Source organism: Elusimicrobiota bacterium, from assembly GCA_028718185.1.
Taxonomy (GTDB): domain Bacteria; phylum Elusimicrobiota; class UBA8919; order UBA8919; family UBA8919; genus JAQUMH01.
The window spans coordinates 812,380-827,428 of the sequence record JAQUMH010000001.1; the positions used below are offsets into that span (position 1 = coordinate 812,380).

A 15,049-nucleotide genomic window follows, 5' to 3' on the forward strand; every position below is an offset into this window, starting at 1 on the left:
CTGCGAATAACATTGGGCAGGGAAGGATTCGAACCTTCGCAGGGCGCAGCCCGCCAGATTTACAGTCTGGTGCCATTAGCCACTCGGCCACCTACCCAATAAAGGCAGAAACTAGTAGTTAGTAATTAGTTACTGCAATTTGTTCATTTTAGTAAATTCTAATTTATCTGTCAAGCATTTATACCAAGTTGTTTTGATAAGTATAATAAAAAAATATTTTTATTCTATTTTTTTATCATAAAGATCTTTAATTTCTTCTAATAGTTCTTCTATTTCAAACGGCTTTTTAACAAAAAACAATGTTCTGCTACCCTCTGCTTTTTCACTATATGAAGGAATCTGTTTTTTTATCTCGGAAATTGAAAGACCTGACATGACAATAACAGGAGTATATGCTATATCCTGGTTGTTTTTAATTTCCTCAAGCACCACGAATCCATTTTTATCAGGTAACATTATATCTAAAATGATTAAATCCGGTTTTTTCTGTTTAGCTATTTCGACACCTTCATTACCATCGGATGAAACAAAGACTTCATAACCGGATTTCTCCAGATTTATTTTTAACATTTTGCTTATAGACAAATCATCTTCTATTACTAAAATCTTATATTTATTCATTTATTTTACCTTCCTTATTTTTTTTAACACAACGAACGCTTCTGTCGAATGCTGTGGAGCCCCACCGACTAAAGTCGGTGACACCTGCTCCCCACCAATGATACTTTGGCGGGCAGGCATCTTCGGCTAAATCCGCCGAAGCATCCGCCACAAAGCGTTGGCGGATACCCTTTATGCATTCATCCCCCGTCTTCGTCGGGGGCATTTTGCATACGCGGGTAAAAAGTCAACTATATCTAACTGCAAGATAGAATTTGAATGCACTTAAACCAAAAATGCTGTTTTGCTTTTTTTATTATAATTTTTTATGGTTGATTGTCAATGGTTGTATGCGAGGTGATATCAGGTGTATATTCAACTTCTATGGTTCGCCGATTGCACATTTTACTTCTGACATAATTGTTTCAAGAGGAAGCGGTTTCATTAACAAATTGCAGAATTTTCTATTATTTAAGGAAGGCTGTTGTTTTTTATATTCTTCATACGCTGTGTAAACAATTACGTGGATTTCACTATACTTTTCACTTATTAAATCTAACATTACCATTCCTTCAATATCGGTCAATCTCATGTCCAATATTACTAAGTCAGGTCTTGCAGTTTCTAATAATTTAATAGCACTATCGCCTGATAGTGCTATTTTAACTTCATAACCGGTTTCTTCAAGTACTTCCTTGATTATTTCAGCTAAACACCTGTCATCATCTACTATAAACACTTTCTTCATAAATTTTATCTATGCGACAATATTTATTACTTTTACACTTCTAATAATAGTATAACGCAAGGACAGTTTTTTGTCAAGTACTTTCTTTTGTCCAATATAGTGATAATGTTGTCTTAAATTTTTCACCTGTATTTAGGCAAAAATGTAATAGGTTTTATACCTACTTTATGAAACTGCAGCGTCCCTGCTAATATAGCATCTCTACTTGCTTCTAAAATATCTTTGCCATGCGATATCCCTGCACACAGAGCTGCAGTTACCTGGTCACCACATCCGGTCTCGTCACATAATTTTGCTTTTTTTACATTGGGAACAGGTATATGTTGCTTAATATTCCCGCAAAACAGATAAGCACCATTTTTACCATGTGTAATAAGTATATTATTTATGCCTTTCTTATTAAAACAATCAGCGGCTTTCCCCGCTGTCCTGAAATCTTTGACTTCAACTCCGGTTAAAATCTTGGTTTCATATTCGTTCGGCTTAATCATGAAAATCTCTTGTGCCAGTAATTCTGTATAATTTTCGTCTTTACTTATTCCTCCGGTATCAAGAATCACCCTTATGCCGAAATGTTTTGCTTTCTTAATTGCATATATTGCTGTTTTTAGCGGCAATTCAAGAGACATGGTTAATATACCGTTATTTTTCTTTACGGAAGTAAAAAGTAATTCAGCATCATCAATATCTTTTGCGAGAAAATCATCGTTTATCCCGGGTAAAACATAAATCTGATTCTGTCCTTTAGTATTTACAGGAATCAACGCTATCCCGGGATATTTTCGGGTCTCATCAAATTTTAATATTTTTATAAATTCGGTATTTACACCAGCTTTTATAAGAGCATCTACCGGTAACCGCCATAAATTGAAAGGATCTTTTGAGGTTTTACCTACCATAGCAACTTTATTTTTCCCGAGCAAGGCGGCAACCATCTGGGCAATATTTCTTGATTTGCCTCCCGGACCTACTACGAAATTACCTCCAAGTGTTAATTCCCCTGGTTTTAAAAGTTCCTTGATGCCAAGACCGATTATGTCAGTATTTAACCCACCCAAAACCATAACCTGTAATTTATTTCGATTTTTAGAACTCATTTTTGTATAATTGGAAACCTTCTTTGGCTATTTTGGAAATTTTCACACTATTATACCCGGATATTCCTGTTTCAAGTGTATCGTTTAACGGCTCTATCCACTTTTTTGGTAACTTCTTCGCCCCTAATATCATACCAACAATAGAACCAACTGTCGCCCCGTTACAGTCTGTATCAAAACATGCCTGTACAGCACGGCAAATTGATTTTTCAAAGTCGCCTTCGCCCCACAACAAACCAAGCACTACTACCTGAGCGTTACTGATTGTATGACACCAGTGATGCGGGTTGTTTTCATCCCAGCGTTTATGAATACGGGAAATAGCTTCTTCAAAATCAATACCTTCTTCATGCCATTTCATAACATCAGAAATACCTTCACTTAAACGGGACTTTGCAGGTATCTCACTCAACCCAATCTTTATTATTTTCTTTATATCACTTTCAACTGCAGATGCCGCTAACATGGCCGCTACCCACATCTCGCCGTATATCCCATTCTTTATATGGCTTATACTTGCATCACGCCATGCATATTCAGCTGCTAACTCCGGGTTCCCTAAAGCATAATAACCAAAAAAATCTGCACGGATTTGTGCACCTATCCATTCACGGTATGGATTGCGAAATATAGCTGATTGCGGTGGCTGGATAAGATTTACTAAATTTTTATATGTAACCCGTTCTGCTGAATATGTATGTAAAATAGGCATGTTCGTCATCCAAAATCTTGCTACGTTTTCAGGTGTAAAATCTTTTCCGAATTCTTTTATTATACATATACCGGTTACCGTATAATTTAAATCATCATCTTCCGGCATATGGTCTATCGGTTTATCCGAAGGAAAATAATCCGTTAAGGGATACCTGTTGAGGTCTTTTAAATGTTTCCACATTTGGGGAGAAAGCCAATGTTCTACCGGCTTCCCCAAAAGACACCCGCTGCAACGCCCCAACCATGCCCCTAACACTTTATCAAATAATATTTTGTCATTAACTTTGAGAGCTATTTTTCGGGGACCATCCGGTCTTTCTTTTTTAATTCCTTCCAAGTCAGACGGTTCCAAAAATTTATAACCCGGTTTGGTTGGCAGATTTACTGTCTTGTCCAATAATCGTTGAGCTCTCGTCTGTAAACTTAAATCTTCATCCAAATTGAGTTTAGATAACTCCTCAAACTCAGAAATAACAGAAGAAATATCTTTCCCTTCATCTTCCACCTGCTCCTGCTCATACTTCAAATCTGAATTCTCAATATACAAATATTTCTCTTTCATAAATCCTCTTTTTATTTTTTTAACGGTTCATTATATTCTTTGTCAAAAATGGATTTCAATCTTTTTAGTTTATCAATGTTCATTTCAGGAATGTTTTTGAGCGGGTATTTCATTTTTAATTTTCCCCATTTTCCAATACCCATTGTATGATACCCGAGAAGTTCAATCTTTTTTACTATTTTGCTGTCTTTTACGGTTTGTTTAATCAACCTTGCCAGTTTTATTATATCAGAATCACTGTCGTTGGCAGACGGGATAACAACATTTCTTATCCAGACCGGAATATTATTTTTACAAAGATATTTTAGAAATGCTATAGTATTATTAAGGGATTTACCTGTAAGCTTTTTGTGCTTCGTTTCATTCCAGTGTTTTATATCAAGTATTACAAGATCGGTATAAAGCAGACATTTTTTTACTGCATCATTGAGATAAAAACCATTTGTATCAATTGCAATATTTACATTCTTCTCTTTTAAAATCTTCAGTATTTCAAGCAAAAAATCGGGTTGGACTAAAGGTTCTCCTCCCGAAAAAGTCACTCCGCCTTTCTTTCCAAAATACTGCTTATATTGAAGCAACTTACCGGCTATTTCACTGCTTTCAGAGAGCGTTCCCGATAGCAAGTCCCAGGTATCCGGATTATGACAGTACCCGCAACGCATATTACAACCCTGCATGAAAAGTATAACTCTCAAGCCGGGACCGTCAAGCGTTCCTAATGTTTCAATTGAGTGAACTTTCCCTCGCATATGCTTTTATGAAATGTGCGTTCTATTACTTCTTTCTGCTGTTCTTTATTTAATTTATTGAAATTTACTGCGTAACCTGAAACTCTTATTGTAAGATTCGGATATTTGTGCGGGTTTGCCATTGCATCCAGCAGCTGCTCTTTGTTTAAAACATTGACGTTAAGATGATGTCCGTCTGTCAGAAAATAGCCGTTTATCACGTCCACGAGATTGGGAATCTGCTCCCGCAAAGATTTCCCTAATATGTCAGGTATTATTGAGAATGTGTTCGAGATACCGTCGCGACAGCAGGAATAAGGGATTTTTGCTACTGAATTTAGTGACGCAAGTGCACCCATTATATCGCGGTTATGCATGGGATTCGCTCCGGGCGCAAAGGGTTCTCCTTTTTTTCTTCCGTCAGGAGTAGAACCGGTTATTTTGCCGTATACTATGTTTGAAGTGATAGTCAAAATTGATAAAGTATGTTTTGAATTCCTGTATGCAGGAGTTTTTTTAAGACTTTTCATAAATTCCGATACGAGTTGGCTTGCAATAACATCAACCCTATTATCATCGTTGCCGAACTTCGGGAAATTTCCTTTTATTTCAAAATCTACTACCAGCCCGCGTTTATTTTTTATAGGTTTGACTTTTGCATATTTTATGGCGCTTAACGAATCCACGGTAACTGATAAGCCTGCAATACCAAATGCCATAAACCTTTCAACATTTGTTTCATGAAGAGCCATCTGGATTTTTTCATACGCGTATTTGTCATGCATGGAATGGATTACGTTCATAGTATTAACATAAAGACGGCATAGCCACTCCCTATAGAAAGAGTAACGCTTCATTACCCATTTATAATCAAGATATGAACCTTTAAAAATATCCGTCACGGGACCAACCTGTTCACCAGTAACTTCATCTTTTCCGCCGTTAATCGCCATAAGCAGAACTTTAGGAAGGTTGCACCTCGCCCCGAAAAACTGCATCTGTTTTCCTATCTTCATTGCGGAAACACAGCAGGAAATTCCGTAATCATCACCGTAAATAGACCGCATCAAGTCATCGTTTTCATATTGTATGGAATTAGTTTCTATTGAAATCCCGGCACAGTAGTTTTTAAATTTCACGGGGAGTTTGTCCGACCACAATACGGTAAGATTAGGTTCTGCAGACGGACCAAGATTATTAAGAGTGTGCAGCATCCTGAAAGATGTTTTTGTTACAAGCGACTTTCCTGACATGCTCATGCCCCCGATTGATTCGGTTATCCAGAGAGGGTCACCTGCAAAAAGTTCGTTATATTCCGGGGTGCGCAGATGCCTTGCTACCCTTAATTTAATTACAAAATCATCCAGCATTTCCTGTATGCCAGTTTCAGTAATAGTTTTTTCATAAAGATCTCTTTCAAAATATATATCAAGAAAAGAACTGACCCTGCCGAGAGACATAGCTGCGCCATTTTGTTCTTTTATGGCACCCAGATATGCGAAGTACAGCCACTGAACAGCTTCTCTTGAATTAACAGCAGGTTTGGAAATATCAAAACCGTACAATTTTGCCATCTCTTTCAATTTGTGAAGGAAACTAATCTGTCTATAAAGTTCTTCTATCAATTTTATATTTTCTTCACTCATATTTAATCCGCTTATTTTCTGTTTATCTATCTCTTTCTGTTTTATCAGATAATCAACCCCGTAAAGAGAAACCCTCCTGTAGTCGCCTATCAATCTGCCTCTCCCGTAAGCGTCAGGAAGACCTGTTATTATTCCCGACTTGCGGGCTTTTTTCATCTCTTCGCTATACGCCCTGTAGACGCCGTCGTTATGGGTTGTCCTGTATGAAAAATATTCTTCGATTTTTTTATTGAGTTTATATCCGTATGCTTTGCATGCAGCCCGGACAGTTCTTATACCGCCAAAAGGGTTTACCGCTCTAACAAGAGGTTTTGATGTTTGAATGCCAACGATTATCTCGTGTTTTTTATCTATATATCCGGGTTTGTATGTGAGCAACGATGATACTGTCTGGGTATCTATTCCAAGCACACCGCCATTGGCTTTCTCTTTTGCAATAAGTTTTTGAATTTTATCGTTTAACCTTAGCGTTCTTGAAGTCGGTTCGGAAAGAAAAGATTCATTACCCGTATAAGGTTTATAATTTTTTTGAATAAAATCCCGGACATCAATTGATTTTTGCCAGACACCGCTATTAAAACCTCTCCACGCATTAGTATTCATAATAATTCCCTTTTATTTTTTTGAACAAGATTTCTATTAAATCATAGAGAAGTCAATTCAGTCAACTCCCCTGCCCCTTCACATTCAGTCCATAATTCCCTTGCAAGTAAAAGAAATAACAATAATCCTATAGCCCATATAAATATAATGGTTCCAAGACTAAATATAAAATAACTTATAGTAGGCCAGTGATTCGCCGAAAAGAATATTAGCATTGGTATGGTAGCAAATATCATTATTAAAATATATTTTATTTGGACTGCCCCAGCTGATTTTATACCAGCAACCAACTACTTTTTAGTTGGTTTAGCCTTCCAGTTTTCATAAAACTTCGAAGGCCTTATCATCCCCAAGGCACTATGCGGCGCCCTGATATTGTAATCCTCAATCCATTTTACTACATTTTCCGTAATATTGTCAAAACTCATAATTACACTCTGATACACATAATCTCGTTTTAGACTTTTGAAAAACGACTCAGATATACCATTACTCTCGGGACTTCTTATCGGTGTATTACATACCGTAAGACCTGCTCTTTCAAGAAATTTTCTGAATCCTTTTTCAATAAACTCAGAACCGTTATCGCTTAAAAACTCAAGATTACCTTTTGCCGGTACATTCTCGCAGCCAAATCTTTTTTTTAACGCTTCTTTTACCACTTCAATGAGAGTATTACCTGTTATACTTTTAGCCCATTTATATGCGATTATCTGCCTGTCCGCACAGTCTATCACTATTGCCAGTCGCCCTTTATCACCATTCCACGCTTTTATTACAGTTATGTCTGATGACCAGCGAGTATTTGACTCAGCTACCGATACAACGCCTTCATGTATCCTGCCTTTCCTTAAACGCTTTTGCCTGTTCGTGCTTAACCACAGGTTCAACGCCATATACCGATTTACTGTCTTAGAATTGCACCTCGGTCCTATCAACTTTAGAATCGCATGTATCCTACGATAACCATATGTCGCAGGTCTTAAATGCACTAACTTTTTTATCATTTCTAAGACTTCTGGCCGTTTTATCTTTGGTGTTTTGTCTCTTGCCCTGGCTTTGTAGTAATACCATCGCTGTGTCTTATTAAATGTAATTAATACTCTTCTCAAAGAACAATTGAATATGCCAGCTAATACCCTTATTTCTCCTCGGGTAACTTTAGCCCCTTCATTTCTAAACTTTTTTTTAAGATATCTGTCTCTAACGTCTTGCGTCCTAAAGCTCGCTCTAATTCTTCTATCTTCTTTAAGGCGGATACATACATACTTTTCGATATTACTTCGCCATCTTGTCCCAATCCTTCCTTTCCCATGCTCTCAAATCTCCTCTTCCATTGATAAATCATATTTGCATGGATGTTGTATTTCCGGCTGAGCTCATTTACGTTTACTCCAGACTCAAATTCCTTTACTATATTTATCTTCTGTTCCTTACTCCATTTCCTTTTACCATCTTTTCTTACTTCAACTGTCATTCCTTCCATACCAGTACCCCCCTTATATTATACTACTTTTACTGGTATACTTCTCTTCTGGGGCACACCAATTTCTCCTAAAAAACATGAGAGTTCCAATAATTTGCACTAAATTCAAATACATAATTTCTGTTCAAATCTTGAGGAATGAGATGAAATCCAAATATAAAGACTTATTGCAAAAATCAATACAATCCTTGTATAAAAACTAATAACATCTTCCCATTTTCCAAACCATTACTCAATTCTATACCTTTTTAAAGCGGCGGAAAGGACTTTGCAGACTATTTCTTCGTAGGTAATGCCGATGGCTTTGGCTATTAGCGGGAAAACATCTATTTTTCCTAAGTTGGGAAGCGGGTTTAATTCTAAAAAATACGGGGTGTCGTTTTCATCAACGCGGAAATCTATTCTTCCAAAATCTTTTATACCGAGCGCTTTGTAAGAATTTAATGCAACCTCTTTTAATTTTTCGTTAAGCTTATTTGGGATTTCGGCAGGACAGACATACCTTATATCATCGTTTATGACACGGTCGTGGGTGTAAAAATCGTCGCCGAGATATTGTTTTCCTTTTATTGTTATCTGAACAGGCGGTAGAACTTCCGGGGGGTTATTTTCAATTACGGCGACCGTAAATTCGGTGCCTGTTATAAACTCTTCAATAAGTGCAGGCTGGTTGTATTTTTCAATAAGCCATTTTGTTCTTTTTACAACATCTTTAAAATTCCTGGCAATAGATTCCGGTGAAATCCCCTTTGATGTTCCCTCTTCTGACGGTTTTATTATAACCGGATACTTTAAATGGAATTCTTTTTCATCAAGCTGTTCAATTTTTTCTATTTCCAGAAATTTCGGGGTTAATACTCCATAATGCGAAACAATCATTTTAGCTACTGCTTTATCAAGCGTTAGCCCCATTGTTAAAGCGTCACTGCCGGAATATGGAATATCATAAAGTTCAAGAATGGTAGGAACTTGTGATTCGCGGTTTCTGCCTTTAATGCCTTCGGCGATATTAAAAATGATGTCCCATCTTTTACCTTGTGCAATTTTTTCAAGCAGAACGGATATCCTGCCTATTCTTTCAACTTCATGACCGCTACTTTTTAAAGATTTTTCTATTTCAGAGATTGTCTCTTCAGAATCAAATTCCGCGTATTTATCCGGTGAGTCTGTAGGCAGGAGATTATAATCTGCTTTAGCATCGTATGTAAAACCAATTTTTAATTTCTTCATGGGAACGCTGATTGCCGCTGATTAAATATTAAAACGCTGATGACTGCGGATAAACCCTAAAAACCCTACAACTCAGTCAGACCAAAAAATTTATAATTTTCCCCTCATCTTTCATCTTCTCCCCTGAGGGGAGAAGAAAGAGTTGAGGGGGGACTCCATTACTCCATTACTTTTTTTGCGAAGGTTTTTCCGAATTCAAAACAGTTTTTTGTGTCCTCTTCTGAGGGTGTATATTTTGCTGATATGGGAGGGAGGACTACTTCTATACCGCTTTCTTTTAATGTATTTTCAATAATTTTTACTGATTCTCCGCTCCAACCGAATGAACCAAAAGACGCGCCAATGCGGTTTTTTATTTTAAGTCCTTTTATAAAATCAAGAAAACCTGCTATATTAGGAAGTATGTTATTGTCGTGGGTTGACGAACCGACGAGTATTCCCTTAGAATTGAAAATCTCTTTCATAATTTCAGTCCTGTCGGAAACACTTACATTGTATAATTTTGCCTCTGCACCGCCTGTTTTTAATCCTTCTAAAATTGCTTTTGCCATTTTTTCAGTAGCATTCCACATTGTTTCGTACACAATTAACACACTTTTCTTGAGAGGCAGTCCTTTTGCCCAGTTAACATATGCATTTACAATTTTCATCGGGTCTTTACGCCAGATAATCCCGTGTGAAGGTGCAATTGTTTTTATTTCAATACCGCTTTTTACAACTTCATCTATTTTTCTAAGAATAATAGGACTGTATGGTATTAAAATGTTGGCATAATATTTTGCCGCCTCATCCATAAGCGAACATTCATCTACTTCATCGTCAAATCTCTCGGTTGTCGCATAATGCTGCCCGAAAGCGTCATTCGGGAGCAGGAGTTTTTCTTCGGGGATATAAGTAAACATACTATCAGGCCAGTGAATCATAGGTGCTTCCAAAAATTTTAATGTCCTGCTGCCAAGCGATATAGTATCTCCTGTCTTAACAACCTGAAAATCCCAATTTTCGTAATAATGTCTGTAAAGTCCTTCTTTGCATTTAGCAGTTCCAACAACTTTTGCATTTTTAGCTAACTTCATTATATCAGGAAGAGCACCGGAATGGTCAGTCTCAACGTGATTGGCGATAATATAGTCAATTTTAGCAGGGTCAATAATTTCTTTTATTTTCTCAATCATGTCACCTGAAAAAGAACCTAAAACAGTATCAACCAGTGCAATTTTTTTATCAATAATCAAATAGGCGTTATAAGTTGAACCTCTTTTCGTAGTATAAGTATAACCGTGAAAATTACGCACGTTCCAGTCAACAACCCCAACCCAAAAAATATCCTTAGCAATTTCAATTTTTTTCATAAAATAAGCGCCTTCATCGCAAAATTAAACAGATAACTTAAATCGGGTGGACAAGCCCACCCCTACGCGTCAAAACCCACAATCCCGCTATCCCACTATCCCACGACTCTACGACTCTACGACTCTATGACTCTACGCCCCTACGACTCTACACCCCTATAGTTTCCTTTTTACAAGTTCGAATGTAAATGATTCAACTACATCACCGATTTTTACATCACCGAAGCCGTCTAAAACCATACCACATTCAAAACCTTTTTCAACTTCTTTCACATCATCCTTAAATCTTTTAAGAGAAGATAGTTTTCCTTCGAAGATTATTGTGTTGTCACGCAATAATCTGGCACCACCGGTTCTTAGAATTTTACCATCAATAACTGAATTGCCTAAAATAGTTCCGGTTTTTGCAACTTTGAAAATTTTGAGAACCCGGGCACGGCCTAAATAAACCTCTTTTTTGTCCGGTTCCAAAAGACCTTCCATCGCTGCTTTTATATCATTTATAACTTCATAGATAATCCTGTATGTTTTTATATCTACACCTTCCCGCTGTGCAAGAACCATTGCAGACGTTTCACTTCTGACATTAAAACCGATTATAACGGCATTTGACGCAGCCGCAAGAATAACATCGGAATCGTTTATACCGCCTATACCAAAATGTATTATTCTGACTGCAACATCTTTAGTAGATAGTTTTTCAAGTGAATCGCGCAGGACTTCAATAGAACCGCGAACATCCGCTTTAAGGATAAGACTTAATTCTTTTGCTTTGCCTTCAATAACATTTTTATGAAAATCTTCGAGTGTCAAATGATTATGAGAAAAAAGCTTTTCGTCCCTTCTTAACTGCTGGCGGGTTTCACTGATATGCCTGGCTTCTTTCTCGTCAGAAACAACAAAGAACCTGTCACCTGACTGCGGCGCCCACTGAAAACCCATTATTTCAACAGGTGTTGCAGGTCCCGCCTCTAAAAGCCGTTTTTTTCTATCGTTATGCATGGCACGGACCTTGCCGTTAGAAGTCCCGGCAACAAAATGGTCACCAACTTTGAGTGTTCCGCTATTTATTAAAACAGTGGCTACAGGACCGATTTTAGAAGAAACTCTTGCTTCAACTATAACGCCAACCGCTTTTTTATCGGGGTTCGCTTTTAATTCCATCATTTCAGCCTGAAGCAGAATTAACTCTAAAAGCTTATCAACTCCTGTATTCTTTTTTGCAGAAACCTCAACAGTGATTGTTTTGCCGCCCCAATCTTCCGGAAGTAAATTCTGGTTTGATAGTTCCTGTTTTACTTTCTGTACGTTTGCCGTAGGTAAATCAACTTTATTAATAGCAACCATTATCGGGACATTTGCAGCGCGAGCATGGTCTATAGCTTCAATTGTCTGAGGCATAATTCCATCATCAGCAGCAACAACCAATATGACGATATCAGTTACCTGGGCTCCCCTGGCACGCATTGCCGTGAATGCTTCATGACCGGGAGTATCAAGAAAAACTATTTCTCCGTTTGTTGTTTTAACTTTATACGCACCAATATGCTGGGTAATTCCACCCGCCTCTTTTTCAGCGACGTTGGATTCTCTTATAGCATCCATAAGCGACGTTTTACCATGGTCCACATGTCCCATTATAGTAACAATAGGGGCGCGATGTTTCAATTTTGCAACATCTTCTTTTGGCTCTGTTTTTAATTCACCATAAAGCGGAATCATCTCGATATCATAGTTAAATTCAGCAGCAACAAGTTTAACAACATCTGCAACAATACGCTGGTTAATAGTTGCAAGAATACCCATCGACATCATTTTTTTAATTAATTCTACAGCTTTTATATTTAGTTTTGTTGCTAGTTCGGAAACGGTAATTATTTCGTTAATTTTTATTGTTTGACGGGGAACAGCAGGCTTTGCAGGAACAACCGGAACAGGTTTTTCAACTGCTTTCACAGAAACCACAGCCGGTTCTTTTATTGGAGCGGGTGAAACCGGCGGCAAAACCGGCTTTTCAACAGCAGGAACAGCAGCAACTGCCGTTTTTTTGACTTTTACTGCTTTTTCAGTTTTTACTTTCGGTTTTTTGATTTTCGGCTTTTCAACTTCTTTTGGCGCAGCAATTTCAGCAACAGGTTTTTCTTCCAGTTTTTTTTCTAATTTTTCTTCCGGTTTGACCGATGACAATACTTTTACTTTCTTTTCTTTTTTTGGTTTTACCGGTTTTTCGGATTTTTTCTTTTCTTTTTTCTTTTTGTCAATTTCAATTTTTTCTTTATCCTTTAGTTTCTTCTTCACCATCTTGTACCTCCGCTTCTTTTTGTACTTCTTCTTCTTTTTGTTCCACCACTTCTTTTTCTACCTCTACTTCTTTTTGTACCTTAACTTTTTTTGTTTCTAAACTTTTTTTAGCAGCCTCTATTATTTTTTGTGCTGTTTTTTCACCGATACCCTGAAGTGTTGTTAATGTTTCCAGTGAAGCATTTGCCAGCGACTCAATTGTCTTAAACCCTGATTTTATAAGTATTTCTGCTGTTTTTTTGCCGACTCCTTTAATCCCTATAAAACTATCCATCTTCTGTTCAATTTCTGCTGTCTTATTTGATTTTTTCTCCGATTCAGATTTTATATCAATATGCCAACCGGTCAATTTTACAGCAAGACGGACATTCTGACCTGCCTTGCCGATAGCAAGTGAAAGCTGGTCATCAGCAACCGTGATATTTGCTATTTTTCTTTCAGGTTTAGTATCGATAGAAATCACTTTAGCCGGACTTAACGCATTTACTATATATTGTGTCATATCTGTTGAAAAGGCAACCATATCTATTCTCGCACCCTGAAGTTCCTGAATAATCGATTTAATCCTTATCCCTTTAACCCCTACACAAGAACCAATAGCGTCGACTTTCATATTATGAGATAAAACTGCAACTTTTATACGCGAGTCAGGTTCCCGGACAATATTTTTTATTTCCACAGTATTATCATAAACCTCCGGCACTTCTAACCTGAAAAGATGCCTTATGAGTTCATGATGCATGCGGGACACAACCATCTGCGGACCCTTTGGTGTTTTTTCAACCTTTAATACGTAAACTTTGATTCTGTCTCCGATTTTAAATTTCTCACGGGCACACTGTTCCCGGACAGGTAAAATCGCCTCGCCATGGTCTATATCAATTATAATATTTCTGCCAACAAATTTGTAAACCATGCCGGTTATTACTTTACCGACTTTTGAAGAAAAATCTATAAACAGATTATCTTTTTCAACATCCCTGATTTTCTGGATAATAACCTGCTTTGCTGTCTGGGCTGCTATTCTTCCAAAATCATCAATAGAAACCTCAAACTTTAAATCCATATCTAATTTTGCTTTCGGTTTAAGCTTTATAGCTTCGGTAAGAGATATTTCATTATCCGGGTCAGTAAGACTTTCCACCACCTTTTTAATGTGATATGCTTTAATTTTGCCTGTAGCTTCATCCAGATGTACTTCTAAATTAAGATTTTTATTGCCTGAATGCTTTCTAAAAGCAGATACAAGCGCTGATTCTATTGTCGCTAAAAGATCGGCTTTTTTAATACCTTTTTCTCTTTCAATTTGTTCAATTACCGGTAAAAGTTCAATTGTTTGTTCAGCCATTTAACATCAGGTAGTAGGGAGTAGTAGGTAGGGAGTAGGTAAAACTACTTCCTGCTTGCCACTTTTTACTTCCTGCCTCCATTATATTTCAATTTTCAGTTTTGCTTTTGATATTCTATCTATTGGAATTTTTATATTTTTGTCTTTAGCCGTAATTTCCACAAAACCGTCATTACTGCCGTTAATCTTTCCTTCAAAATAATTTTTATCGTTAAAATTTTCCCTGAGGAATATCATAACGGTTTCACCCAAATGTTTGTTAAAATCCGCCTCTTTTGCAAGCGGCCTGTCAAGACCGGGTGAAGAAACCTCTAATTCGTATCCGGCAAAATTCAAATTACTGCCGTCTAAAAGGAACCCGATAATCCCGCTTGCTTTTTCGCAATCAGCAACTGTAACTCCGCCTGTTTTATCAATAAATACGCGAATATTCGTTCTTCCCTTGAATTTAGAACATCTGATTTCAACTATTTCTAAACCTTCTTTTCCAATATCGTCTTTTATAATTTCAAGTATTTTTTCTTCCATAGACGCTGACTTATGTTTTTTTGAAAACAAACTGGCTTCTTTAATCTATAATTATTTCATTGCTTGCCAAGGGCAAGCAACTACACTTATCAAAGTTACCAAA

Annotated in this window: 14 protein-coding genes and 1 tRNA gene; all 15 read right to left on the reverse strand. The window is 37.1% G+C overall.

The features are described from left to right. Positions 1 to 13: 13 nt before the first annotated feature. Positions 14 to 97, reverse strand: a tRNA-Tyr gene (locus PHE88_03975). Positions 98 to 219: 122 nt separating this feature from the next. Beyond that, positions 220 to 621: a response regulator gene (locus tag PHE88_03980; protein ID MDD5686976.1), complete on the reverse strand. Its 402-nt coding sequence runs from the start codon at positions 619 to 621 to the stop codon at positions 220 to 222. Further along, positions 614 to 772 (reverse strand): hypothetical protein, encoded by a 159-nt coding sequence (locus tag PHE88_03985; GenBank protein ID MDD5686977.1) that lies wholly within the window; start codon positions 770 to 772, stop codon positions 614 to 616. Before PHE88_03985 ends, PHE88_03980 begins: the two co-directional genes overlap by 8 nt. 210 nt (positions 773 to 982) lie before the next feature. After that, positions 983 to 1,348: a response regulator gene (locus tag PHE88_03990; GenBank protein MDD5686978.1), complete on the reverse strand. Its 366-nt coding sequence runs from the start codon at positions 1,346 to 1,348 to the stop codon at positions 983 to 985. A gap of 122 nt (positions 1,349 to 1,470) precedes the next feature. Then, entirely contained in the window at positions 1,471 to 2,445 is a 975-nt protein-coding gene (locus tag PHE88_03995) for a PfkB family carbohydrate kinase (GenBank protein ID MDD5686979.1), read from the reverse strand. Next, complete coding sequence (locus tag PHE88_04000; GenBank protein ID MDD5686980.1) at positions 2,435 to 3,721, reverse strand: ADP-ribosylglycohydrolase family protein; 1,287 nt, start codon at positions 3,719 to 3,721, stop codon at positions 2,435 to 2,437. Before PHE88_04000 ends, PHE88_03995 begins: the two co-directional genes overlap by 11 nt. Positions 3,722 to 3,732: 11 nt before the next feature. Further along, a complete protein-coding gene (gene pflA / locus PHE88_04005; protein ID MDD5686981.1) occupies positions 3,733 to 4,473 on the reverse strand; it encodes a pyruvate formate-lyase-activating protein in 741 nt (246 codons plus the stop codon). Then, positions 4,440 to 6,701 carry a formate C-acetyltransferase gene (gene pflB, locus PHE88_04010; GenBank protein MDD5686982.1) on the reverse strand — a complete coding sequence of 754 codons (2,262 nt, stop codon included), beginning with the start codon at positions 6,699 to 6,701 and terminating at the stop codon, positions 4,440 to 4,442. The genes pflA and pflB overlap by 34 nt, the downstream gene beginning before the upstream one ends. 290 nt (positions 6,702 to 6,991) lie before the next feature. Next, a complete protein-coding gene (locus PHE88_04015) occupies positions 6,992 to 7,936 on the reverse strand; it encodes an IS3 family transposase (GenBank protein MDD5686983.1) in 945 nt (314 codons plus the stop codon). Continuing rightward, positions 7,843 to 8,187 (reverse strand): transposase, encoded by a 345-nt coding sequence (locus PHE88_04020; protein MDD5686984.1) that lies wholly within the window; start codon positions 8,185 to 8,187, stop codon positions 7,843 to 7,845. The genes PHE88_04015 and PHE88_04020 overlap by 94 nt, the downstream gene beginning before the upstream one ends. Before the next feature lie 228 nt (positions 8,188 to 8,415). Continuing rightward, positions 8,416 to 9,417, reverse strand: coding sequence for an ATP-grasp domain-containing protein (locus PHE88_04025; GenBank protein ID MDD5686985.1), 1,002 nt, complete (start codon positions 9,415 to 9,417; stop codon positions 8,416 to 8,418). Between the two features lie 158 nt (positions 9,418 to 9,575). Beyond that, complete coding sequence (locus PHE88_04030) at positions 9,576 to 10,769, reverse strand: flavodoxin domain-containing protein (protein MDD5686986.1); 1,194 nt, start codon at positions 10,767 to 10,769, stop codon at positions 9,576 to 9,578. Positions 10,770 to 10,925: 156 nt separating this feature from the next. Further along, positions 10,926 to 13,070, reverse strand: coding sequence for a translation initiation factor IF-2 (infB, locus tag PHE88_04035; protein ID MDD5686987.1), 2,145 nt, complete (start codon positions 13,068 to 13,070; stop codon positions 10,926 to 10,928). Further along, complete coding sequence (gene nusA / locus PHE88_04040) at positions 13,045 to 14,418, reverse strand: transcription termination factor NusA (GenBank protein ID MDD5686988.1); 1,374 nt, start codon at positions 14,416 to 14,418, stop codon at positions 13,045 to 13,047. The genes infB and nusA overlap by 26 nt, the downstream gene beginning before the upstream one ends. An 81-nt stretch (positions 14,419 to 14,499) precedes the next feature. Continuing rightward, positions 14,500 to 14,946, reverse strand: a complete 447-nt coding sequence (locus PHE88_04045; protein ID MDD5686989.1) for a ribosome maturation factor RimP — start codon at positions 14,944 to 14,946, stop codon at positions 14,500 to 14,502. Positions 14,947 to 15,049: the final 103 nt, after the last annotated feature.

Excerpts from the sequence above, each read along its gene's own strand:
- PHE88_03980 (MDD5686976.1), bottom strand. The coding sequence starts at position 621 with ATGAATAAATATAAGATTTTAGTAATAGAAGATGATTTGTCTATAAGC.
- PHE88_03990 (MDD5686978.1), bottom strand. The coding sequence starts at position 1,348 with ATGAAGAAAGTGTTTATAGTAGATGATGACAGGTGTTTAGCTGAAATA.
- PHE88_03995 (MDD5686979.1), bottom strand. The coding sequence starts at position 2,445 with ATGAGTTCTAAAAATCGAAATAAATTACAGGTTATGGTTTTGGGTGGG.
- PHE88_04000 (MDD5686980.1), bottom strand. The coding sequence starts at position 3,721 with ATGAAAGAGAAATATTTGTATATTGAGAATTCAGATTTGAAGTATGAG.
- pflA (MDD5686981.1), bottom strand. The coding sequence starts at position 4,473 with ATGCGAGGGAAAGTTCACTCAATTGAAACATTAGGAACGCTTGACGGT.
- pflB (MDD5686982.1), bottom strand. The coding sequence starts at position 6,701 with ATGAATACTAATGCGTGGAGAGGTTTTAATAGCGGTGTCTGGCAAAAA.
- PHE88_04020 (MDD5686984.1), bottom strand. The coding sequence starts at position 8,187 with ATGGAAGGAATGACAGTTGAAGTAAGAAAAGATGGTAAAAGGAAATGG.
- PHE88_04025 (MDD5686985.1), bottom strand. The coding sequence starts at position 9,417 with ATGAAGAAATTAAAAATTGGTTTTACATACGATGCTAAAGCAGATTAT.
- PHE88_04030 (MDD5686986.1), bottom strand. The coding sequence starts at position 10,769 with ATGAAAAAAATTGAAATTGCTAAGGATATTTTTTGGGTTGGGGTTGTT.
- infB (MDD5686987.1), bottom strand. The coding sequence starts at position 13,070 with ATGGTGAAGAAGAAACTAAAGGATAAAGAAAAAATTGAAATTGACAAA.
- nusA (MDD5686988.1), bottom strand. The coding sequence starts at position 14,418 with ATGGCTGAACAAACAATTGAACTTTTACCGGTAATTGAACAAATTGAA.
- PHE88_04045 (MDD5686989.1), bottom strand. The coding sequence starts at position 14,946 with ATGGAAGAAAAAATACTTGAAATTATAAAAGACGATATTGGAAAAGAA.